The 21421-nt window shown below is 60.7% G+C and carries 22 protein-coding genes; 7 read left to right on the forward strand and 15 right to left on the reverse strand.

Annotated features, from left to right (window positions below; all coding sequences use genetic code 11):
* Positions 1-29 precede the first annotated feature (29 nt).
* Positions 30-956, forward strand: a complete 927-nt coding sequence (locus HNR55_RS00920; RefSeq protein ID WP_184382499.1) for a hypothetical protein — start codon at positions 30-32, stop codon at positions 954-956.
* Between the two features lie 64 nt (positions 957-1020).
* Here the strand turns inward: HNR55_RS00920 and mfd are convergent, their stop codons facing one another.
* Both mfd and HNR55_RS00930 read right to left on the reverse strand, forming a co-directional pair.
* A complete protein-coding gene (gene mfd / locus HNR55_RS00925; RefSeq protein ID WP_166110094.1) occupies positions 1021-4497 on the reverse strand; it encodes a transcription-repair coupling factor in 3477 nt (1158 codons plus the stop codon).
* Positions 4498-4547: 50 nt separating this feature from the next.
* Positions 4548-4877 (reverse strand): FAD assembly factor SdhE, encoded by a 330-nt coding sequence (locus tag HNR55_RS00930; protein ID WP_166110096.1) that lies wholly within the window; start codon positions 4875-4877, stop codon positions 4548-4550.
* A 68-nt stretch (positions 4878-4945) separates the two neighbouring features.
* Between HNR55_RS00930 and recG the strand changes: the two genes are divergently transcribed.
* On the forward strand, positions 4946-7093 hold the full coding sequence (gene recG / locus HNR55_RS00935) for an ATP-dependent DNA helicase RecG (protein WP_166110099.1): 2148 nt from the start codon (positions 4946-4948) through the stop codon (positions 7091-7093).
* Between the two features lie 42 nt (positions 7094-7135).
* Here the strand turns inward: recG and HNR55_RS00940 are convergent, their stop codons facing one another.
* From HNR55_RS00940 to HNR55_RS00960, 5 genes are all read right to left on the reverse strand, one after another.
* The gene (locus HNR55_RS00940; protein ID WP_166110102.1) at positions 7136-7744 is read right to left on the reverse strand and encodes a thiamine phosphate synthase; all 609 of its coding nucleotides are present in this window, start codon (positions 7742-7744) and stop codon (positions 7136-7138) included.
* Positions 7741-8517, reverse strand: coding sequence for a thiazole synthase (locus HNR55_RS00945; protein WP_165924968.1), 777 nt, complete (start codon positions 8515-8517; stop codon positions 7741-7743). The genes HNR55_RS00940 and HNR55_RS00945 overlap by 4 nt, the downstream gene beginning before the upstream one ends.
* A gap of 5 nt (positions 8518-8522) precedes the next feature.
* Positions 8523-8720: a sulfur carrier protein ThiS gene (gene thiS, locus HNR55_RS00950; protein WP_166110105.1), complete on the reverse strand. Its 198-nt coding sequence runs from the start codon at positions 8718-8720 to the stop codon at positions 8523-8525.
* Positions 8721-8740: 20 nt separating this feature from the next.
* Positions 8741-9709, reverse strand: coding sequence for a glycine oxidase ThiO (gene thiO, locus HNR55_RS00955; RefSeq protein WP_086645873.1), 969 nt, complete (start codon positions 9707-9709; stop codon positions 8741-8743).
* Positions 9710-9814: 105 nt separating this feature from the next.
* Positions 9815-10291 carry a DUF3429 domain-containing protein gene (locus tag HNR55_RS00960; protein WP_166110109.1) on the reverse strand — a complete coding sequence of 159 codons (477 nt, stop codon included), beginning with the start codon at positions 10289-10291 and terminating at the stop codon, positions 9815-9817.
* Positions 10292-10471: 180 nt separating this feature from the next.
* On the opposite strand from HNR55_RS00960, the gene eno reads away from it, so the two are divergent.
* Positions 10472-11752 (forward strand): phosphopyruvate hydratase, encoded by a 1281-nt coding sequence (gene eno, locus HNR55_RS00965; protein ID WP_166110112.1) that lies wholly within the window; start codon positions 10472-10474, stop codon positions 11750-11752.
* A gap of 178 nt (positions 11753-11930) precedes the next feature.
* Complete coding sequence (locus tag HNR55_RS00970) at positions 11931-12260, forward strand: FtsB family cell division protein (RefSeq protein ID WP_166110115.1); 330 nt, start codon at positions 11931-11933, stop codon at positions 12258-12260.
* A gap of 124 nt (positions 12261-12384) precedes the next feature.
* Here the strand turns inward: HNR55_RS00970 and rpmG are convergent, their stop codons facing one another.
* Positions 12385-12552, reverse strand: coding sequence for a 50S ribosomal protein L33 (rpmG, locus tag HNR55_RS00975; RefSeq protein ID WP_003623017.1), 168 nt, complete (start codon positions 12550-12552; stop codon positions 12385-12387).
* 69 nt (positions 12553-12621) lie between these two features.
* Here rpmG and HNR55_RS00980 point away from each other — a divergent pair, with 69 nt between their 5' ends.
* Positions 12622-13893 (forward strand): molybdopterin molybdotransferase MoeA, encoded by a 1272-nt coding sequence (locus tag HNR55_RS00980; protein ID WP_184382502.1) that lies wholly within the window; start codon positions 12622-12624, stop codon positions 13891-13893.
* An 85-nt stretch (positions 13894-13978) separates the two neighbouring features.
* Entirely contained in the window at positions 13979-14632 is a 654-nt protein-coding gene (lexA, locus tag HNR55_RS00985) for a transcriptional repressor LexA (protein WP_166110121.1), read from the forward strand.
* Positions 14633-14701: 69 nt separating this feature from the next.
* On the opposite strand, the gene bioD is transcribed toward lexA, so the two are convergent.
* From bioD to HNR55_RS01000, 3 genes are read right to left on the reverse strand one after another with little or no spacing between them, the layout of a single operon-like run.
* On the reverse strand, positions 14702-16102 hold the full coding sequence (gene bioD, locus HNR55_RS00990; RefSeq protein ID WP_166110124.1) for a dethiobiotin synthase: 1401 nt from the start codon (positions 16100-16102) through the stop codon (positions 14702-14704).
* On the reverse strand, positions 16099-16791 hold the full coding sequence (locus HNR55_RS00995) for an alpha/beta fold hydrolase (RefSeq protein WP_166110127.1): 693 nt from the start codon (positions 16789-16791) through the stop codon (positions 16099-16101). Before HNR55_RS00995 ends, bioD begins: the two co-directional genes overlap by 4 nt.
* Positions 16788-18002, reverse strand: a complete 1215-nt coding sequence (locus tag HNR55_RS01000; RefSeq protein ID WP_166110130.1) for an aminotransferase class I/II-fold pyridoxal phosphate-dependent enzyme — start codon at positions 18000-18002, stop codon at positions 16788-16790. The genes HNR55_RS00995 and HNR55_RS01000 overlap by 4 nt, the downstream gene beginning before the upstream one ends.
* A gap of 58 nt (positions 18003-18060) precedes the next feature.
* Here HNR55_RS01000 and HNR55_RS01005 point away from each other — a divergent pair, with 58 nt between their 5' ends.
* Positions 18061-19332 carry an adenosylmethionine--8-amino-7-oxononanoate transaminase gene (locus tag HNR55_RS01005; protein WP_166110133.1) on the forward strand — a complete coding sequence of 424 codons (1272 nt, stop codon included), beginning with the start codon at positions 18061-18063 and terminating at the stop codon, positions 19330-19332.
* 34 nt (positions 19333-19366) lie between these two features.
* Here HNR55_RS01005 and HNR55_RS01010 read toward each other — a convergent pair whose 3' ends face one another.
* The 4 genes from HNR55_RS01010 to pgsA form a co-directional block, all read right to left on the reverse strand.
* The gene (locus tag HNR55_RS01010) at positions 19367-19831 is read right to left on the reverse strand and encodes a molybdenum cofactor biosynthesis protein MoaE (protein WP_166110136.1); all 465 of its coding nucleotides are present in this window, start codon (positions 19829-19831) and stop codon (positions 19367-19369) included.
* Positions 19832-19838: 7 nt separating this feature from the next.
* Positions 19839-20102: a molybdopterin converting factor subunit 1 gene (moaD, locus tag HNR55_RS01015; protein WP_095348910.1), complete on the reverse strand. Its 264-nt coding sequence runs from the start codon at positions 20100-20102 to the stop codon at positions 19839-19841.
* Between the two features lie 53 nt (positions 20103-20155).
* Complete coding sequence (locus tag HNR55_RS01020; protein WP_166110140.1) at positions 20156-20689, reverse strand: hypothetical protein; 534 nt, start codon at positions 20687-20689, stop codon at positions 20156-20158.
* Positions 20690-20759: 70 nt separating this feature from the next.
* Complete coding sequence (gene pgsA, locus HNR55_RS01025) at positions 20760-21329, reverse strand: CDP-diacylglycerol--glycerol-3-phosphate 3-phosphatidyltransferase (RefSeq protein WP_166110143.1); 570 nt, start codon at positions 21327-21329, stop codon at positions 20760-20762.
* Positions 21330-21421: the final 92 nt, after the last annotated feature.

Below are 21421 nucleotides of genomic sequence, written 5' to 3' on the forward strand. Positions count from 1 at the left end.
ATTTTTACTTACGGCACCTTCATGATGAAATGAAGCAGAACTCTCCTTTTTCCCTCCATCTTCTCGGGGTCGTGAGTCTTTGCACCATCGCCACCGCAGAAACCGCCCTAGCCGCTCCTCCCACCGCATGCGCAACCGTAAGCGCCAGTGCGGAGGAAGACACTCCCAAAGGCCTGATTTACCATGACCTGAGCGTACGCGCCCCCAGTGGCACAACCAGCCTGCATGTTAAAAAACTTGTCTTTACCGGTCAGGCATCCAGCCCGGAGGCCACGCAGGATCTGGCGCAGGCAGCATCCCTGCTGCTGGTTTCCGCCATGACCGGGCACCACAATGCAGCCTGCACCCAGTGGCTTATGGAACAGGGCAGACTGGTGACCAGCAGCCTCCAGTCCGGCGGGCATTACGACCTGACGTGGAACAACGCCACGGTTGAACAGGGGGCGGCACACGTCAACGCCACAATGGCGCACTACCAGATTCAGGGTGCCGCCACCCCGCGGACCAGTGCAGCAACCCTGAGCATGAGCGGGTTATCCTTCCACAACGTGCTTAACCAGCAACTGATGCCTTCTGCGGCCCATGCTGCATTTTCGCTCCCCACATCGGAACTGCCGACACTTATGAGCGCCATAGGCGGGCGGAGTACGGCAGCCCCCGCCGTGCACGCCACCATAAGCAGCTTTGAAGCATCCGAAGGCACGGTCAGGCTACAGGGGCATGGTCAGGCCACGCTAACAGGGGATGTTGCGGCCACATCCGCCTCCGGACATCTGGAAATTTCCAATCTGGAGGAACTGATAGAAAAAGCCCGCGCAGCACATCAGATGAAACTGGCCGCAGGCCTTGTGCTGGGCAGGCTGGTCAGCCACCGCGCGGGTGAGCAGAATACGTGGGACACCACATGGGAAGGTGGCGTTCTTACAGTTAACGGTTTTCCCCTACCCATCAAATAACCATATCCTCCGCACGGGCTGTTCCGTGCGGAGGGCACTGGCACTCAACTGGTGGGGTATTCCGTCAGGCCATTTCACGCGCACATAGATTGGCAAGTTCACGCAGCACCTTACGGGCAAGGTCAATCCGCTGCACGTTGGTCAATTCCCGCACAACAGCCATTTTGTGGTCTGGCCGCAGACGGACCACCCCATCTTTCCAGCGGCCCATCCACTGCACAAGGCCGCCGGGGTTGGCAAAGCTGTTGTTGCGGAACTGGAGCACCATGCCCTTGGGGCCTGCCTCCACCCGCTCCACACCGGCCTGCCTGCAAAGTCTTTTAAGATCAACAATATCAAGCAGGTTTTTAACTTCCTCGGGAACCGCGCCAAAACGGTCCACCAGTTCCGCCTCCATAGCCTCCAGCTCAGCATCAGACGCCAGAGCACTGATTCTACGGTAAAGTCCCAGACGCACTGGCAGGTCTGGCACATATGCATCGGGGATAAGGACAGGCAGCCCCATAACAATATTGGGGGTCCAGTCCCGGTCGTTTTCCGTACTCCGCCCCTTGTCACTACGCAGGTCGGCTACGGCGTCTTCAAGCATCTGCTGGTACAACTCAATGCCCACCTCACGCACATGGCCGGACTGCTGGTCCCCCAGCAGGTTGCCCGCACCACGCAGGTCCAGATCGTGCGAGGCCAGCGTAAAGCCAGCGCCCAGTGTATCGAGCGTCTGCATGACCTCGAGCCGCTTTTCCGCCGAAGCGGACAATGTGTGTGTCTGCGGCCATGTGAGGTACGCGTAGCCACGCTGCTTGCCACGCCCCACGCGCCCACGGAGCTGGTAAAGTTGGCCAAGGCCGAACATATCGGCCCGGTGAATGATCAACGTATTGACCGCAGGCATATCCAGCCCGCTTTCCACAATATTGGTGGAGAGCAGGATATCGTACTGGCCATCGGAGAACTCGGTCATCACCCGTTCCAGCTCCGTGGGAGACAGGCGGCCGTGGGCCTGTACCACCCGGGCATCGGGTACAATGCTGCTCAGGCGTTCAGCCAGTTGGTCCAGGTCTTCAATTCTGGGGGCTACGCAAAAAATCTGCCCCCCGCGGAAGCGCTCACGCTGAATGGCCTCGCGGATTACCACGCTGTCAAACGGCATAATGAAGGTCCGCACGGCAAGGCGGTCCGTGGGCGGCGTTGCAATAAGGCTCATCTCCCGCACACCGGAGAGCGAGAGCTGGAGCGTGCGGGGCAAAGGTGTGGCGGAGAGGGTGAGCACATGCACATCCTCACGCAGAGCCTTCAGCTTTTCCTTATGCGAGACGCCAAAATGCTGCTCTTCATCAATAATCAGCAGTTCGAGGGCTGCGAACTTGATAGTCTTGGCCAGCAGGGCATGGGTGCCGATCACCACATTCACGCTACCATCGGCCAGCCCCTTGCGGACCTCCGTGGCTTCCTTGCCTGTTACCATGCGTGAAAGCTGGGCCACCTTGATGGGGAAGCCCTCAAAGCGCGCGGCAAAGGTACGGTAATGCTGGCGGGCCAGCAGGGTGGTGGGCACAACCACGGCCACCTGCCCGCCGGACATGGCGGCAACAAACGCGGCCCGCAGAGCAACCTCGGTTTTGCCAAAGCCCACATCCCCACACACCAGCCGGTCCATGGGGCGGCCGGAGGACATATCCTCCAGCACATCGGTAATGGCGCGGGACTGGTCCTCTGTTTCCACAAAGGGGAAGCGGGCACAGAACTCGTCCCACATTCCTTCGGGCGGGAGCAGTTCAGGCGCCTCCTTGAGCGCGCGGGCCGCTGCGGTGCGAATAAGCTCACCCGCCATATCGCGGATGCGGCTTTTCATCTGCGATTTGCGGTTCTGCCAGGCGACCCCGCCCAGACGGTCGAGCGATACCCCGGCCTGATCCGAGCCAAAACGGCTCAGCAGTTCAATATTTTCTACCGGCAGGTAGAGCTTTTCCCCACCATCGTACAACAGGCGCAGGCAGTCATGCGGGGCCACGCCTACGCTCACAGTTTCCAGCCCGTCATACCGGCCTATGCCGTAGTCCTGATGAACTATCAGATCCCCAGCAGACAGTTCACTGGCCTCGGCAATCAGTTCATCCGCGCGGCGGCGGCGGCGTGGTGGGCGGCCTATGCGCTCGCCCAGCAGATCCTGCTCGGATACAAACGCCACATCCTCGGCCACAAAACCACGTTCCAACCCAAGGGTCAGCAGCCCTACGGGGCCAGCCTTGGCCTTGCTCGCCTGCTCCCATGTCTCAAACGTCTCTGTCGCCACACCGTGTTCGCGCAGCAGCACGCCAATCCGCTCGCGCGAGCCTTTGCTCCATGCGGCCACATAGGTCCGGCGTTTAACCTGCGCCCATTCCCGCACCTGCTCGCCCAGCAGGGTAAACACCTGCTCGCGCTGCGCACCCGGCACGATCTTGGAGAACATCTTGCCCGGTCTGCCGCCCACATCCATGCCCGCCGCGCCATCGGGCTGCGCATAGGGGCTGAACGCCACGGCAGGCAGGCGGGCAATGGAGGCTTCCCACCCTTTAAGGTCCATGTACAGCAGGTGTGGGGGTAACGGGCGATAGGGCGTTTCCCCCTCCCGCACAGGCATTTTGCGGGCCTGATAATGGTCGGCAATCATATCCAGCCGGGCGGCCAGAACGTCTTCCACCTGATAGTCGAGCGAGAGTGCGGCACCGGGCAGGTAGTCGAACAGGGTTTCCATCTGCTCATGGAACAGAGGCAGCCAATGTTCGATTCCGGGGTAGCGCCGTCCGTCGGAAATATGTTCGTACAGGGGGTCGGACGCCGCGGCGGGGCCAAACGCATCCCGCCAACCGGTGCGGAACAGGGAGATACTGGCCGCATCGAGCGAAAATTCGGATACCGGGCAGAGCACCAGCCCATCCCGCTTTTCGGTCGAGCGCTGGGTGCCGGGGTCGAAGGCGCGGATGTTCTCCACCTCATCCCCAAACAGATCAAGGCGTACAGGCTCGGGCGCACCTGCGGGGTACAGGTCGAAAATACCGCCGCGTGTTGCAAATTCCCCTGCCTCCATCACCGTATCGGTGCGGGTGTAGCCATTGGCGATCAGCAGTTCGATCAGCAGGGACTGGTCGAGACTTTCCCCCGTCCGGATAGTGAGAGACTGGCCCTTGAAGGTCTTGCGCGGAGCCACGCGCTGGATTGCGCCGTTAACCGTGGTCAGCACAAGGCGCGGCTTACCCCCCGAAGGTTCGAGCAGGCGGGTCAGTGTGGCCACCCGTTCGGCCACGATTGTCGGGTTGGGCGAAACCCGGTCGTATGGCAGGCAGTCCCATGCGGGAAAACGCAGCACGTCCACATCGGTCGCAACAAAGGCCAGCGTCTCCGCCAGCCGCACCATGGAGGCATCGTTGCGGGCTATGTGCAGCAAAGGCCCCTTATGCTCACGCGCGCGCCGGGCAAGCAAAAGGGCATCGTACCCCTCCGGCACGCCCCAAATAGTGGCAATCCGACGGTCTGCTGCTACACCTGTGTCTGCTGTCATAGGCCCTGTTTCTCTTGTCCTGCCTGATCTTCCCTTACGGAAAGAAAATTTTATTTTCCGCACCTTGCGCGGCATGCCTCAACCATGCGCCGCAACATGGGGGTTGCTTTTTCCTCCGGCAAGGGCAGACGGCCAAACAGCCAGTCGGTCAGGTCGGGGTCGGGCATTTCGAGTATGGTTTCCATGTCCGCCAGTTCTGCGGCGTTCAGGCTGTCTGCTGTTTCCTCCACAAAGCCACCGATCAGGATATCAGTCTCAAACGTGCCGCGATGGTTGGCACGGAACTTGAGCCGCCGACGACGGGCCGCCAGAGCGTCTTCCTCCCCGGCGGATGCATTGGAGGGAAGCGTATGCGAAGACGTTGTAAAATTGTGTTGCATGGCGTTGCTGTCCTATACCGGGGCTGTTCCTGTCTGTCAGCCTGCAAACAGAGGCCTGTATACCGTCCGTGTCCAGCCCCCCATCCTTCACATCCGCTTCGGTTCCGCAATGGGCGAACGTGCCTGCCCTGCAGGCCCTGACCGCCCCGCTCGACAGCCTGAGCGGCGTTAATGTCGCCCGCTCGCGGCTTTTGGCCAGAATTGCCGGTGGCTCTCGGGTCACGGACCTGCTGTTCTGCCTGCCCGAAAGTGTAACGGACAGGCGGCTGCGCCCTTCTGTGGCACAACTCAGGACTGACACAATTGCAACAGTTTGCGGCACGGTGCAGGACGTGCGCGCCCCTACCCCACGCACCCGCCAGCCGTGGCGGGCCACGCTCTCGGACGGGACCGGGTTGCTGGAAATTGCTTTTTTCTCGCCATGGCAGGCCAAGCAGGCCACCACCGGGGCGGAGATTGCCGTATCGGGCAAAATCGAACGGTTTGGTGAGCGGCTGTGCATGACCTCGCCCGACTACCTGCTTCCCGCCCGCCAAATTGAGCGCATTCCCCTGCTGGACCCGGTCTGGCCGCTGACTGCGGGCCTGTTTGCCGGGCAGGTCCGCCAGGCCATGACCGCAGCGCTGGCCCTGCTCCCCCCGGACCTGCCCGAATGGCATGACCCAGCCCTGATCGCGCAAAAAAACTGGCCCGATTTTGTCACCGCTCTCACATGGATGCACAGGCCAGACAGTATTCCCGACAGCCACACAGGCACCAGCTGGCAGGCAGAGCGCTCCCGCGCACAGACCCGTCTGGCCTGTGACGAGCTACTGGCCGACCAGCTTGCCATGCGCATTGCCCAGCAGGCCACCCGCAGCCGCCCCGGCCGCAGCATGCAGGGCAATGGGCACCTGCAACAGCAGGCTCTTGCCGCCTTCGGACACCCGCTCACACACGGGCAGGCGCATGTACTGCGGCAGATAGAAGCCGATATGGCCGCCCCCCACCGCATGAGCAGGCTGCTGCAAGGCGATGTGGGGGCAGGCAAAACACTGGTGGCCCTGCTGGCCATGCTCCGGGCGGTGGAGGCAGGCGCGCAGGCCGCCATTATGGCCCCGACCGAAATTCTGGCCCGCCAGCATGCTGCAACCTTTACGCGCCTGTCCCCCGTGCCGGTGGCGTTTTTATGCAGTTCGGTCAAAGGCAAGGCCCGCAAGCAGGCTCTGGCAGATATGGCGGACGGCACAGCCAGGCTGGTGGTCGGCACCCATGCACTGGTGCAGGAAAGCGTAAAATTTGCAGACCTTGGGCTGGCCGTGGTGGATGAGCAGCACCGCTTTGGCGTGGACCAGCGCCTGACACTGGTGGAAAAAGGCCACAAGGCGGATATGCTGGTCATGACCGCAACCCCCATACCGCGTACCCTGCTGCTCACCCAGTTTGGGGATATGCAGGTCAGCCGTCTGGAGGGCAAACCATCTGGCCGCAAGCCTATCCGCACCTCCCTGCACAGCCTGAGCACCATGGACGATGTGCTTGAGGGCATTAGCCGCGCCCTTGAGGCCGGGGCCCAGATATTCTGGGTCTGCCCGCTTGTGTCCGAGAGCGAAGCGCTCGACATTGCCGCAGCCGAAGCCCGGCAGGCCGCTCTGATCGACCGGTTTGGTGATCTGGTGGGCATCGCCCACGGGCGGCAGGACACAAACACGCGCGAACAGGCCCTGCAGGATTTTGCCAACGGCCGCACCCGTATTCTGGTCGCCACAACCGTAATCGAAGTCGGGGTGGATGTGCCCAGTGCAACCATCATGGTCATTGAGCATGCCGAACGCTTTGGCCTTGCCCAGTTGCACCAGTTGCGCGGGCGCGTGGGCCGGGGGGCCAAGGCCTCTTACTGCCTAATGCTGCATGATGCGGGACTGGGGCAGACAGCCCGCCGCCGTCTGGCCTGCCTGCGCGAGACGGAAGATGGTTTTTTGATCGCGGATGAGGACTTTCGCCTACGCGGCGGGGGGGAAGCGACAGGCCGCAGGCAATCGGGCCTACCCGAATACCGCATGGCCCCGGAAATTCTGGTTGATCTGCTGCTCGACACCGCCCACGCCGAAGCCCAACGTATTCTGCCCGACACAGGGGCCAGACCAACCGGCACCTACCGGCTCCCGGCCTCGGCCCGTGTGCTGCTTACCCTTTTTGGCAAGGCGGACGCCTCCCGCATTTTTAGCGGCGGATAAAACGCACCCACCACGCAGGCAAGCTGTACGCCTGCGGTGGCGTCACACGCCTGTGGTGGCTTCCAGCCATGCCCGAACCTGCCCTTCCGGGTCCGCGTGCTGGGTAAAGGCGGATACGGCCGAAACGCAATCCGCCCCGGCGGCAAGGCACGACGGCGCACGCTCCAGCGTTATGCCGCCAATGGCAACCAGTGGCATGGTGCCGATACGCTGCTTCCACTCACGCAGTTTTTCCACACCTTGCGGGCCGAACGCCATTTTTTTGAGCCGGGTTTCCCATATCGGCCCCAGCGCCACATAATCGGGAGTCAGGCCCAGAGCGCGTTCCAGTTCCTCCGGGCAATGCGTGCTTATGCCCACGCGCAGCCCCGCTTTGCGAATGGCCGGCATGTCTGCCGTATCCAGATCTTCCTGTCCCAGATGGATGTAGGAAATACCCTCATCCAGCGCGAGCTGCCAAAAATCGTTCAGCACCAGACAAACGTCATGCTCTGCCGCATACGTGCGCGCCTGACGCACCTGTGCGCGCAGTTCCTCACCTGGCAGGTCCTTGAGCCGTAGCTGAATAAAACGCGCACCCGCAGCGCCAAGGCGTTTGACCCACTGGGCGTGATCCACAACCGGATAGAACTTCTGTGGTAGTGTGCTCATCCCAAAAATGCCTTTCCTGCAACGGGAGTGGATGGGGCGGCCATATCGCGCGCTTCCATCGGGTCGGCCATACGTGCCAGCATACCGGCCTGCACAGCCAGACCAAAAGCCTGCGCCATGCGCACGGGGTCCCCCGCCTTGGCTACGGCGGTGTTGATCAACACGGCATCATACCCCAGTTCCAACGCCTGAGCGGCATGGGAGGGCACACCAATGCCCGCATCCACCACCAGCGGCACGGAGGGAAAATGTGCCCGCATGGCCCGCAGGCCAAACAGGTTGTTCAGCCCCTTACCAGAGCCTATGGGAGCCCCCCACGGCATAAGCACCTCGCACCCTGCGGCCAGCAGACGCTCGGCTACCACAAGGTCTTCCGTGGTGTAGGGGAAAACCTTAAACCCTTCCTCGTTCAAAATCCGTGCGGCCTCCACCAGCCCGAACACATCGGGCTGGAGTGTATCTGCCTCACCGATCACCTCAAGCTTGATCCAGTCCGTGCCAAACACCTCGCGCGCCATATGCGCGGTTGTTACGGCCTCCTTGACCGTGTGGCACCCCGCCGTATTGGGCAGAACGGGCACACCCAGTTCATGCACCAAAGACCAGAATGCCTGCCCGGCCCGCTCCCCGGCGGACTCGCGGCGCAGGGAGACGGTCAACACCCCCGGGCGCGCGGCCAGAACGGCATCACGCAGGATTTCGGGGGATGGGTACTGCGCTGTGCCCAGCATAAGGGCGGAGGAGAGTGCCTGCCCGTAAAATAACGCCGTCATGCTTTTTACCCCCCCTGCATAGGGGCAACAATTTCCACCCGCGCGCCGACTACGAGCGCTGCACGCTCGCGCTCGGTTTTTGGGACAAACTGCCCATTCAGCGCAGTGGCAATCCGCGCACCGGCGTATCCCAGCTCATCAATCAGCCCTGCCAGGGTTGTGGCGGATACGTCCTGCGCCTCATCATTGACGGTTATTTTCATCGGGCATTACTCCTTGGGGTTTAGGACCCAAAAACCAGATCTGCGGCCTCCCGTGCCCGAGCGGGGGAGAGCAGAAAACCATGGCGGTACATACCATTAACATAAATATGCTGCCCCTGCCGCACCACACGGGGCATGTTATCGGGGTAGGATGGACGCAGGCCTGTTCCCATTTCCAGAATTTCCGCTTCGGCAAAGCCGGGGTGCAGGGTCCATGCGGAATTGAGCAGCTCCATCATGGAGCGTACGGTCATGCCGCCCGCATTCTCGCTTTCCACCATGGTCGCACCGACCATGAATACATGGTTATCACGCGGCACGATGTAAACCGGAATACGCGGGTGCAGCATGCGTACGGGCCGGTGCAGAATAACATCTGGGCAATGGAGCAGCAGCATTTCGCCACGAACGCCGCGCAGGTGGTCGAGTTGATCCCTTACCCTCAGGCCCGTACAGTCCACCACCCAGTCAAACCCGGCCTCGTCCGGGGCGGGCTCGGGGGCCACCAGCACCTGCCCTCCCATCTGCTCCAGCGCATGGGCCAGTGCAGGCAGGGCCTTGCGTGGGTCTACATGCCCTTCATCCGCAAAAAACAGGCCTTTTTGAAAACGCCCGGCAAGGTCCGGCTCCAGCCGTGCAATATCGGCCTCACCTACGGTTTCGTAGTGCGAGGTACGCCGCCCGAAGCGGGCCAGTTCCCCCACATCACGCGCGGGGGCCAGCACCAGACTGCCCTGCCTTACAACACCGGGAACATGGGTTGCCCACCAGTCCACCGAATCGACCGACTGGGCCGTAACTTCCGCCGGAGCCGATTCCGCCTCGCACCATGGGGCCAGCATGCCGCCCGCCATCCATGATGCACCAGCCCCGACCCGCTCCGCACAGTCATACAGGGTTACAACCCCGCCACGCTCCGCGAGTGTTACGGCGGCGGTCAGCCCCGCCACACCTGCACCTTTTACCAGAATGCGCGGTTTGCCGTTCATAAGCCCTGCTTTCCACTTCCTGACTGATATGCGCGTCTTATGCGACACCTGCGTGTTATAACATACCCGGCACAGTTTTTAGCGCACCGGTCCAGCGTCTGCCATTCACAAAAAACGAACCAGCAGCACCATAAGCAGACAACACTCCGTAACCGCCGTTACAATCCAGCGTACGCCCATATAGCCCGGCGGTACCCAGCCGCGCCGCCATGCCGCGCGCTCGGCCATGGCGACAAGTGCAAATGCAGCTATCAGCACGGCAATCCCGGCCAGAGGATGCCACATAAACCCCGTGCAGGCTGCAACCCAGCCCAGCAGAGCGGGCACAACACCCGCCAGCAGACGCACATGGTCCGTATGTGCGGCAGACGCTACAATAATGGTGCGTTCCATCTCCAGCGCCTGCCCCCAGTGCACGGCACCAAGAAAGGAAAGGGAGATGGCTCCGTAAAACAGTTCGGCCATGAGCAGATTGGGCACGGGGACGTGGGAATCGTAAAACACTATGGCGCATGTGCATAAGACATAGGGCACAACCCCTGCCAGCATCAGAACCACACCCAGAAACGGAAGCTTCTTCATAGGGGAACAGACACCCTTTTCTCTGTATTTTCTTGTTCTCAGTGTTGACAGAAAAGCCCAAGACGCTGCCACTAGCAACCGCGTGGAGGAAAGCTCCATACAGGTAGCATCATAGATTCAAGAATAAGAAACGACGGCACCAGCCCCAGCCAGTGCCACTGACAAGCAGGAACAAACACCATGAGCGCCATTGTTGACATTATCGCCCGCGAAATTCTGGATAGCCGTGGCAACCCCACCGTGGAAGTGGACGTGGAACTGGCATCCGGTGCCAAAGGCCGCGCGGCTGTTCCCTCTGGCGCGTCAACCGGCGCACATGAAGCCGTGGAACTGCGCGATGGTGATGCACGGCGCTATGGTGGCAAAGGCGTGCTCCGCGCCATTGAAAACATTGAGAGCGAAATCCTGCCCACCTTGCAGGGGGCGGAATCCTCTGACCAGATCGACATCGACAACGCCATGATTGATCTGGATGGCACCCCCAACAAAAGCCGCATGGGGGCCAATGCCATTCTGGGCGTCTCGCTCGCTGTGGCCAAGGCAACGGCGGCGGAACTGGAAGTCCCGCTGTACCGCTATGTTGGCGGGTCGTTCGCCCATGTCCTGCCTGTTCCCATGATGAACATCGTGAACGGTGGCCAGCACGCGGATAACCCGATCGACATTCAGGAATTCATGATCCAGCCCGTGGGCGCGCCAACCGTTGCGGACGCCATTCGCTGGGGGTCTGAAATTTTTGCCCATCTGAAAAAAGCGCTGAGCGCTGCGAGCCTGAACACCAATGTCGGTGATGAAGGTGGCTTTGCCCCGGCCCTTAAATCGGCTGATGAGGCACTGGGCTTTATTACCCGCGCCGTGGAAGCCGCAGGCTACCGCCCCGGGCAGGACGTAACCTTTGCACTGGACTGCGCCAGCACGGAATTCTTCAAAAACGGCCACTACGTCATGGAAGGTGAAGGCAAGAGCCTCGATTCCGCAGGCATGGTCGCTTATCTGGAAGATCTGGTAAACCGCTACCCGATTGTTTCCATTGAAGACGGCATGGCAGAAGATGACTGGGAAGGCTGGGCACTGCTGACGCAGACACTGGGCAAAAAAGTGCAGCTCGTGGGCGATGACCTGTTTGTCACCAACCCTGAGCGCCTCAGCCGCGGGATCAAGGCTGGCATTGCCAACTCCCTGCTGGTCAAGGTGAACCAGATTGGCACACTGACAGAAACCCTTCAGGCCGTGGAAATGGCCCATCGGGCAGGCTACACCGCCGTTATGAGCCACCGCTCGGGTGAGACGGAAGATTCCACCATTGCCGATCTGGCCGTTGCCACCAACTGCGGGCAGATCAAAACCGGCTCGCTCTCCCGCTCCGACCGGACGGCCAAATACAACCAGCTCATCCGTATTGAGCAGGAACTGGTTACAGCCGCCCAGTATGCAGGCCGTACGATCCTCAAAAACAGCTAAAGACTGGAGCGCAGGCAGGGTTTTCTGCCCCTATGCAACGCCAGATCAGGCCGGTCCCTTGTGGGACCGGCTTTTTTTTGTATGCAACACCCTTCCCTATCTGGCGTAACATGAGTTACAGATTACGCTGTATTCATGTCTCTTGGTAACCACGACTCTGGCAAGGAGCTGACCAAAAGTGCAGATTGGCCGTTTCTTTCGCCGCGTTGTACGCGCCGTGGTGCCACCTTTGGCATTTTTAAGCATTGCCGGTTACTTTGGCTGGAACGCCACACAGGGCGACCACGGCATGCAGGCCTACCAGCAGCAGCTTGGCCTGCTGGAACAGGCCAAACAGGCCCGCACGGACGCACAGGCCGAACAGAACGCATGGAAGCGCCGCGTCAATGGCCTGCGTGAAAACACGCTGGATACGGATATTCTGGATGAACGTGCCCGTGCCATGCTGAACATGGCCAACCGCAATGATGTGGTTGTCCCCTACGACCGGCGCGATCCGCTTTTTTAACCCTACCCAGCACATGTGCCAGCCGGGTTGACCGGGCGTGAGCCTGTATGCCCTGCATAAAAAACCCACATAAAAAAACGGCGCAATGGCGCCGTTTTTTTATAAGATACCGATCTGGCCAGAATTACTTGATTTTGGCTTCACGGAATACGACGTGCTTGCGTGCAACCGGGTCGTACTTCTTCAGTTCCATTTTACCCGTGTGAGCGCGGGCATTTTTCTTGGTCACATAGAAGTAACCGGTGTCAGCCGTCGAGACGAGACGGATCTTGATGACGTTGGTCTTGGCCATGACTTCCTCAGCAGAACATATTTACAGAGCCGGTCCATACGGCTCCGGCGGTGTTCAAGTTGCGGCAAAATGCGCATACAAAGGCAAAAGGTCAAGCTTTCTTACATCAATATGGCGCCACGGACGCCAAAAGGAGACGAATTCATGCTGGATGTGGCAACCGCGCGGGCCAGAATTCTGGAAAATCTGCTGCCGTGCGGTCAGGAAACCGTCGCCCTGAGTGCCGCATGTGGCCGCATTCTGGCTCAGGACGTGCAGGCACGCAGGGCCAACCCGCCAGTCTGTGTGTCTGCAATGGACGGATACGCCGTAAGGGCGGCAGATACCCGTCCGGGCGCTGTATTGCGGATTATAGACGAGGCCCCCGCAGGCAGGCCGTCTGCCCGCACCGTGGCTGCGGGTGACTGTATCCGGCTTTTTACAGGTAGCCAGATACCTGCCGGGGCGGATGCCGTTATTATTCAGGAAAACACACAGCGGACAGACCAGCAGGTCCTGCTCACGCAGGCTGTCACAGCAGGGCAGTTCGTTCGCCCACAGGGACAGGACTTTGCCCAAGGTGCCGTGCTGTTGAGCGCAGGCAGCAGACTCGGCCCGCGGGATATAGGGCTGGCGGCCGCTGGCGGGCTGGTCTGGCTGCCGGTGTTCCGCCGCCCCCGTGTGGGGATTCTGGCTACGGGGGACGAAATCCTTCTGCCCGGTGATACCGCCCCACCTGATGGCATTTTCAACTCCGCCTCCTTCATGCTGGCAGCCCTGCTGGGGCAGAACGGAGCAGACTCCATTGTGCTGCCCGTTGCGCGCGACAATGCCACATCGCTCTCCAGCGCATTTGCCCATACCCGTGATCTGAACATGCTGATCACCATTGGCGGTGCCAGTGTGGGGGCTTACGATCTGGTGCGCCCAACGCTGGAAAAAGCCGGGCTTGTCCAGAACTTCTGGAAAATTGCCATGCGTCCGGGCAAACCGCTCATGTCCGGCACACTCAACGGCATGCCTGTGCTTGGCTTGCCCGGCAACCCCGTTGCAGCACTGGTTTGCAGTCTGGTGTTTGTGCTGCCTGCCCTGCGCAAACTCATGGGGGCCTGCGTGGCAGACACTCTGGAGACCCAGACCGCATTACTGGGCGCGGATGTACCCGAAAATGACCAGCGGCAGGATTTTTTGCGGGCCACACTCCAGACCACCGCCGACGGCCTGCCTGTAGCCACACCGTTTGAACAGCAGGGGTCGGCACAACTGAATATTCTGGCCAAAAGTCAGGCACTTATTGTACGCCCTCCCCGCGCTCCCGCCCAAAAAGCAGGCACACCTTGCCAGATTATGCCACTGCCCTGATTTTAATATTGACAAAAACAAGAACTTACATAGAACAAACCATAAGATTGATGTTCCATTCCAAACAGCCAGACCGAGGTGCGACATGCTGACCCGAAAACAGCACAAGCTTCTTTTTTTCATTGATTCGCACCTCAAGCAGACCGGCTTTTCTCCTTCTTTTGACGAGATGCGCGAAGCCATGGGCCTGCGCTCCAAGTCCGGTATCCATCGCCTGATCTCGGGGCTGGAAGAACGCGGTTTTCTGCGTCGCCACCATCACCGCGCCCGTGCGCTGGAAGTCATCCAGCTCCCCGAAATGAAAGAGGAACTGCCCACCAACGTCATCCGCGGCAGTTTTACCCGGCAGAAGCAGGACCCGGTTAAAATCCCGCTTTATGGCCGCATTGCTGCCGGACTGCCGATTGAAGCCATGGCGGACACCTCCAACACCCTTTCCATCCCCGCAGACATGCTGGGTTCGGGAGATTATTACGCGCTGGAAGTGGCCGGGGATTCCATGATCGAAGCCGGGATTCTGGATGGCGATCAGGTCATTATCAAAAAATCGGATCAGGCTGAAAACGGGCAGATTATCGTCGCCCTGATTGACGGGCAGGAAGTCACGCTCAAGCGCCTGCGCCGCAAAGGCAACATGATCGCCCTTGAACCCGCCAATGCCCGCTACGAAACCCGCATTGTTCCTGCTGAACGGCTGGTTATTCAAGGCCATCTGGCCGGTTTGATCCGCCAGTACTAAACACCAGGGGCCACGCCTGATTAGGACGTGGCCATTGTGATTTCCCTGCCTTTAAACGCGCATATGCCGTCAAGGCCTTGTGCAGACGGCCTCCCACGCCGGGAATGTGGCCGCTACCTCCGCCACGGAAGCAGGTGAAAGTGCTGGCAGATGCGCCACCTCTGCCAGAATGCGAACCTTGCCCAGTTGCGCAATGGTGCGGCTATTAGCCGGATTAGGCGGGCCATTCAGCACGACCCCCGCCACAGCTACCCCGCGGCTACGCAATGCCTGTAGGCTGAGCAGTGTGTGGTTGAGCGTGCCCAACCCGCTACGGGCCACCAGCACAACCGGCAGCCCCCATATTGCGGCCAGGTCCAGCATCATCAGGTCATCCGTTGCGGGGACCATCACCCCACCAGCACCTTCCACCACCAGCAGCCTGCCGTCCTCAACTTCAGGCAACGCAAGCTGCGCGCGGCTTACATGCACGCCCTCCGCCTCGGCTGCGGCCTGAGGAGAAAGAGAAGCCTGAAATGCCCCAATAGGCGGCAGACACTCAGCCCCCTGCGCAAGATGGGCAACGGTGGTGGTATCTCCTGCCTCATCCGCCAGACCACTTTGCAGGGGCTTCCAGTAAGTAGCCTGCCAGCGCCGGACCAGACAGGCGGAAACAAGAGTTTTCCCCACCCCCGTATCCGTGCCCGTAACAAACACACCCGCAACCGGCGGTTTGCGCAAACAGCCATAAGCCAGTTGCCACGTTATGGCGGCCCCGGACTGATCCAGCCTTCGCGCAACCCGCCGGAGCGCTGCCGCCCCCATTGGTTTACGCCCGGCCAGCGAAACAGAAGCCCCCGTTGCCTTGAGGTGCCTGACAAACTCCAGACCGGAGCCAAAAGCCTGCACACAGCTCTCGCTCTCCCACAGACCTGCGAACAGCCATGGCGTCCATGCCTGTATCTTCCCGGCCTGAGGATAATGCGGTGTGGCAGGTTGCACAGCTTCGCACGCACAGGCGGCTTTCCATTCCGCGAATGTCCCGTCCAGCAGGGTAGAAACCGCCAGCACACCCCCCGGAGCCAAAAGCCCACCCAGCCTTTCCAGCACCTCTCCGGGCTGCTCCAGCCACTGCATGACCAGATTACCGCAGACCACATCAAACGGGCCTTCAACCGTGGGGTTGGCGGCGTCCATGAGTCTGAACTCTGTCCGCGGGGAGGCGCGACGTCTGGCGCGTTCGAGCATTTGCGGGGCAAAATCGGTTGCAATAATCCGTGCTTCTGGCCAGTGCCGGGCCAACAGTTCAGTCAGCAAGCCGGTACCACACCCTATTTCCAGAATACGGATGGGTTTTCTGCCGTCCAGCGCATGGACAAGCCGTGCGGCAAGGCTGTGGGCGGCAAAGCGCTGGACCGTTGCGGCGCTGTCATACCCTTCGGCCCGGTCAAAGCTGCGGCGTATCCGCTCCCTGTGCTGTGGGTCTGTCATTGTACGTCCTGTTCCATTGTCCTGCGCGCAGCCTGTAGGAACGTTACACAGGCTGACACATCCGTTTGCGGGAGCAGGTGCCCGCCGTCCACCCACTGCACGGCTGCGCACCCGGCAAAACTCTGCTCCGTCATGGCAGGGGTGGCTACCGGGTCCTGCCGGGCCGCCAGAATACCGTATTGCCCAGCTTTGGCTGCCAGTGCAGGTCGGGCATCGCCTGCCAGCAGCAGGTCCAGCCCGTCGCGCAGATTAGGCGCACATGGCGCCATGCTGGGGCCAGATGCGCCACAAAGGTTGTAAAAATCGGCCAGAACCTTTTCCGGCGTGTTTGACAGCCCTTTGAGCATACGCTGCAAAACCCGGACTGGCACGCCAGAAGCAAAGCTCTCCCGCGCGGCAAAGGCGGCAAAAGCGTTAATCCCCACCAACCGATCCGTGGGGGAGAGCGCCATATGCTCGGCCAACCACAAAAAGCCCAGCGAATGGCCAATCCCCAGCAATGCCTCGCCTGGCACCTGCACGGCCTGCAAATGTTGCGCGGCAAGCATTGGGGATGCGGGAGCTGAACCTTCCAGAAAACCGAGGTCCAGAATCAGCGCATCCGTCCACCCCAGAGCGTCCACCACCGGTGCCCAGAACCCCGAACCAAACCCCCAGCCATGCACAAATACGGGCTTAACCGGCCTCATGCGCCCAAGGCTCCATGCTCCTGCAAAATGCCATTTTGAGCCGCAGCACTGATAATGGCGGTAGCCAGAGCGTGCATCTGCTCCTGCGTATGGTGAGCGTGAAAAACAACCCGCAGGCGGCAGCCACCCGGCGGCACCGTTGGCGGGCGAATGGCAACCGCCAGAAAACCAGCCTGCTCAACAGCCTGCGCCAGTGCGAGCGCCGTTTGCTCCGCCCCCACCACAACGGGAACAATCTGGGTCGTGGAGGGACCAACCTCCAGCCCGGCCAGCCCCATGCGCTGCCTGAAGCCACAGGCAAGCTCCGCCACATGTGCGCGGGCCTCTTCCATATCGGGCAGAAGGTCCAGTGCGGCCTCCACAGCCCCGAGCACCATGGCCGAAGGTGCCGTGGAATAAATAAAGCCTGATGCCGTATTATCCAGCCAACGGCACACGGCATCGGATGCCGCGACAAAGGCTCCCATTCCACCCAGCGCCTTGCTGAAAGTTCCAACAACAAGGTCCGCCTGCCCAATGGCAAGCCCCCTGCCCTGCGCGCCCAGAATACCTGTGGCGTGGGCTTCATCCACACACAAAAAGGCATTGTGCCGCCGGGTTATGGCACGGAGCCGGGCCATGTCCGCCCGGTCCCCGTCCATGCTGAACACGCTCTCGGTCAGGACAATTTTCAGCCCTGCCCCTGCATCCTGCGCCAGAAGAGCCTCCAGATGCGCCATATCGTTATGTCTGAAGCGTTTGGGCGTTACCCCTGCGGCAGCACACCCATGGTAAAGGCTGGCATGGATGAACTTGTCCGCCACAATAACGGCCCGCGCCCCCATAACCTGAGCAGAAAAACGGGCAAGAGCAGGCACCACGGATGCATTGGCCTGCCAGCCGGACGAAAATATGCGGGCCGCCTCCATGCCTTTAAGCGTAGCCAGCCGCTGCTCCAGCGCCATGGTCTGGGGTGGAGTGCCCGTAACAAGGCGCGAAGCCCCGCTTCCACTCCCTTCTGCCTGCCCCCATGCAATGGCCCGCTCAAGCAGGCGCGGGTGGGTGCGCAGGCCCAGATAATCATTGGACGAAAAATCAACCAGAACAGCACCCGTATCGGGGCGCTGCAAAAGGCCGGGGCCTGCCGCATGCCATTGTTTGCAGGAGCGCATACGCCCCTGCTCCGCAAAACCGGCCAGCCCCTGCTGGAAAAGATTGTCAAACCGCGTCATGACATCTGTGGTGCCGGAGCCAGCCCTCCGGGTCAATCATCTACAGGAACACCACAGCATGTCCGCACCCGCCTCCATGCCCGACTGGTACCAGCAGGGTCTGCCCCATATCTGGCTTCCTTACAGCCAGATGCAGACAGCCTCCCCGCCTCTGGCGGCACGGAGCACCCAGGGCAGCCACATTACCCTGACCGATGGACGCGTGCTGGTAGATGGTGTTGCCGCATGGTGGACAGCCTGCCACGGCTATAACCACCCCCATATCCGCCAGGCCGTTACGGAGCAGCTGGGGACCATGCCCCATGTCATGTTTGGCGGCATGGTGCACGAACCCGCCTTACGCCTTGCCAGCAGATTATGCGCACTACTGCCCGGCGATCTGGAACGGGTGTTTTTTACCGATTCCGGCTCGGTTGCGGTGGAAGTCGCCATGAAAATGGCCATCCAGTACCGGCTGAACAGGGGCGAACGCCAGCGCACCCGATTACTGGCTTTTCGGGGCGGCTACCACGGGGACACACTGGCCACCATGGCCATATGCGACCCCGAAGAAGGCATGCACCACCTGTACGGCCCCGCACTGACCGAGCACGTTATAGCTCCCCTGCCAGTAGATGCCCCCAGCACGCAGGCTTTTATGGCGCTCCTTGCACGCCATGCGCATGAACTGGCTGGGATTATCATGGAACCGCTGGTGCAGGGGGCCGGGGGTATGCTTTTCCATGCGCCAGAAGTCCTGCGCACAGTCCGCAAAGCAGCAGACCGCTATGATGTGCTGCTGATTCTGGACGAAATTTTTACAGGGTTTGGCCGTACCGGTACCCTGTTTGCCTGCGATCAGGCCGGTATTACGCCAGACATCATCACCCTGTCCAAAGCCCTTACGGGCGGCACCATGGCCCTGGCCGCGACCGTTGCACGGCGGCATGTGTTTGAGGCGTTCCTGTCCGATAACCCCGAGCATGCCCTGATGCATGGCCCCACCTTTATGGCCAACCCGCTGGCCTGCGCCTGCGCCAATGCGGCCCTTGACCTGTTTGAAACAGAACCACGGCTGGAACAGGTTGCCGCGATCAACACGATCATGACCGAAGCACTGGAACCATGCCGCACGCTCCCCGGTGTGCGGGACGTGCGCACACTTGGTGCCATTGGCGTTGTAGAGCTGGAAACACTGGGCAACCCGGACAGGCTGCGCCAGAAGCTGATAGCACACGGCGCGTGGATACGGCCTTTCAGGAATATTGTGTACCTGACCCCGGCTTTTACCATAACCGAGGCAGACCTGCGGTTCCTGTGCCGCACAATCCATACCGTACTGGCAGAATAAGCCCGGCTTAAGCGCCGGGCAGGAAGGGGCACGCTCAGGCGGTCGGATTACTCATCCACGCGCGGGCGGCCTCTTCATCCGTCTCGCGCGCATCGACCCAGATAGTACGACCATCGTCATATTCTTCGCGCTTCCAGAATGGTGCGCCGGTTTTTAGCCTGTCGATCAAAAAGGAGGTGGCCATAAGTGCCGCACCCCGGTGCGCGGCCCCGGCCCCGACAAAAACAATGCCCGCCCCTACCTCCAGCCGCCCTACGCGGTGGATTACGGTGCAGCCGGTCAGGTCAAACCGTGCCAGTGCTTCCTGCGCCAGCGCGTGCAGGGTTCCTTCGGTCATGCCCGGATAGTGTTCAAGCGTCATGGCACGGAGTCCCTGCCCGCCACGCACCTGCCCGACAAACAGCCCCACTCCACCCGTAAGGGGAGAAAGCGCACTCAGGCGTTCAGCCTCCACCCCTACGTCAAATGGAGCGGCCTGCACCGCAACATGCACCACCATGGCCTGCTCAGCCCCCTGTCATGGGTGGAAAAAAGGCAACTTCGTCCCCCGGCGTAACCAACTGCTCAAATGTACTGAGTGTTCTGTTCACAGCAACGCGCAGTTTGGGCTGGTCCGCCAGCGCCTGCGCAATGGCGGGGTCTGCCCCTTCAATCTGGGTACGCAGGGCGGCAACCGAAACCCCGGATGCGGGTATGGTCACGCTCAGGCTTTCCTGACCGATCTGCTCACGCAGTGCTGCAAAAAACAAAACTGTTACCCGGTCTGCCATAATCCGCCTTACCAACCTTTTACCTTACCAGCACGTCCTGCGCACCGCTTGCGCTAATGCACAGGCAGCCCCTGACGGCCGGGGGCGCCAATGGTGCTGATGGAACCATCCGAATGAACAAGGGTTGTTGTGCCATCCCCATTGGGAATTTCAATAGGTGCAGGCACGGGCCTGCCTGCGTTTACGGGTTGGCCGCTGGTGCGTCCCAGCTCTGGCGCAGCGTACCGGGCCGGGCTGACAACCCCTTTGTGGATGCTCTCCTGCTCGCCCAGACTGATTTCCTGCCCATCTGCCAGTTGCGGGCCTGTTGCTGGCAGTTCCGCCCCTGTCTGGCTGCTCATGCGGCCTCTGGCGACATCTTCCAGCGTTGGCAGCGGCTCAGGTGGGCCGGGCCATATATTGCCCCCCTGCGGCAGAATAGGCACTTCCTTTGTGGCCTGCCCCTGCACACGCCGCATGTTCAGGTCCGAACCAGCCGGGGCATTGGGGTTTTCACCGGGTAGGGAGATGGTGTCGGACATGACTTTCTCAAAGCCTGCACATCCGCTCATCATCACGCACACTCCAAGAAGAGCGGCTTTTCGCATACCCAGACTCCGCATTCCGTCAGTATTGTCTGCCACAGGACCAATGCTGCCCATTCTGGCGCAAAGGCTACTACAGATCGACGTGCTGCAAACCCTTGGTCAGATAATCCCAGCCGGTAATCATTGTGAGCACACCGGCAATCCAGAGCAGTATCGCGCCAATCAGGGCAACGGGCAGCCAGGGAATACCCAGCAGCGTGCCCGTTCCATCCCCCGCCAGCAAAAAGCCTATGGCGGTCATCTGGAATCCGGTTTTCCATTTTGCCAGCCGGGTTACGGGCAGGCTGGCACGCCGCTCGGCCAGATACTCACGCATGCCAGATACCAGAATTTCGCGGCACAGAATGATAATGGCAGGCCACAGGCTCAGGTATGGCAGGCGCAAAAAGCCCGCCAGCACCATAAGGCAGGCCCCTACCAGCAGTTTGTCGGCTATGGAGTCAAACATGCGCCCGAAGTCGGACAACTGGTGGCGAGAACGTGCCAGCTTGCCATCAAAATAATCGGTAATACCGGCCAGAATAAACAGCAGACAGGCCAACGCATCTGTTTGCGGCGTACCCCATGCGGCAAATCCAACCACAATGGGAATGGCCACAATACGCGAAAGAGTCAGGACGTTGGGCAGGTCTGTCAGCATTGGAGCGCATGCTAGCGCATTTTCCACCATACTGGAATGGTTTGACCTATCGCAAAGTCGTCACCCATCCACGATTTGGCTGCAAGGCAGCC

This window comes from Acetobacter lovaniensis, assembly GCF_014207635.1.
Taxonomy (GTDB): domain Bacteria; phylum Pseudomonadota; class Alphaproteobacteria; order Acetobacterales; family Acetobacteraceae; genus Acetobacter; species Acetobacter lovaniensis.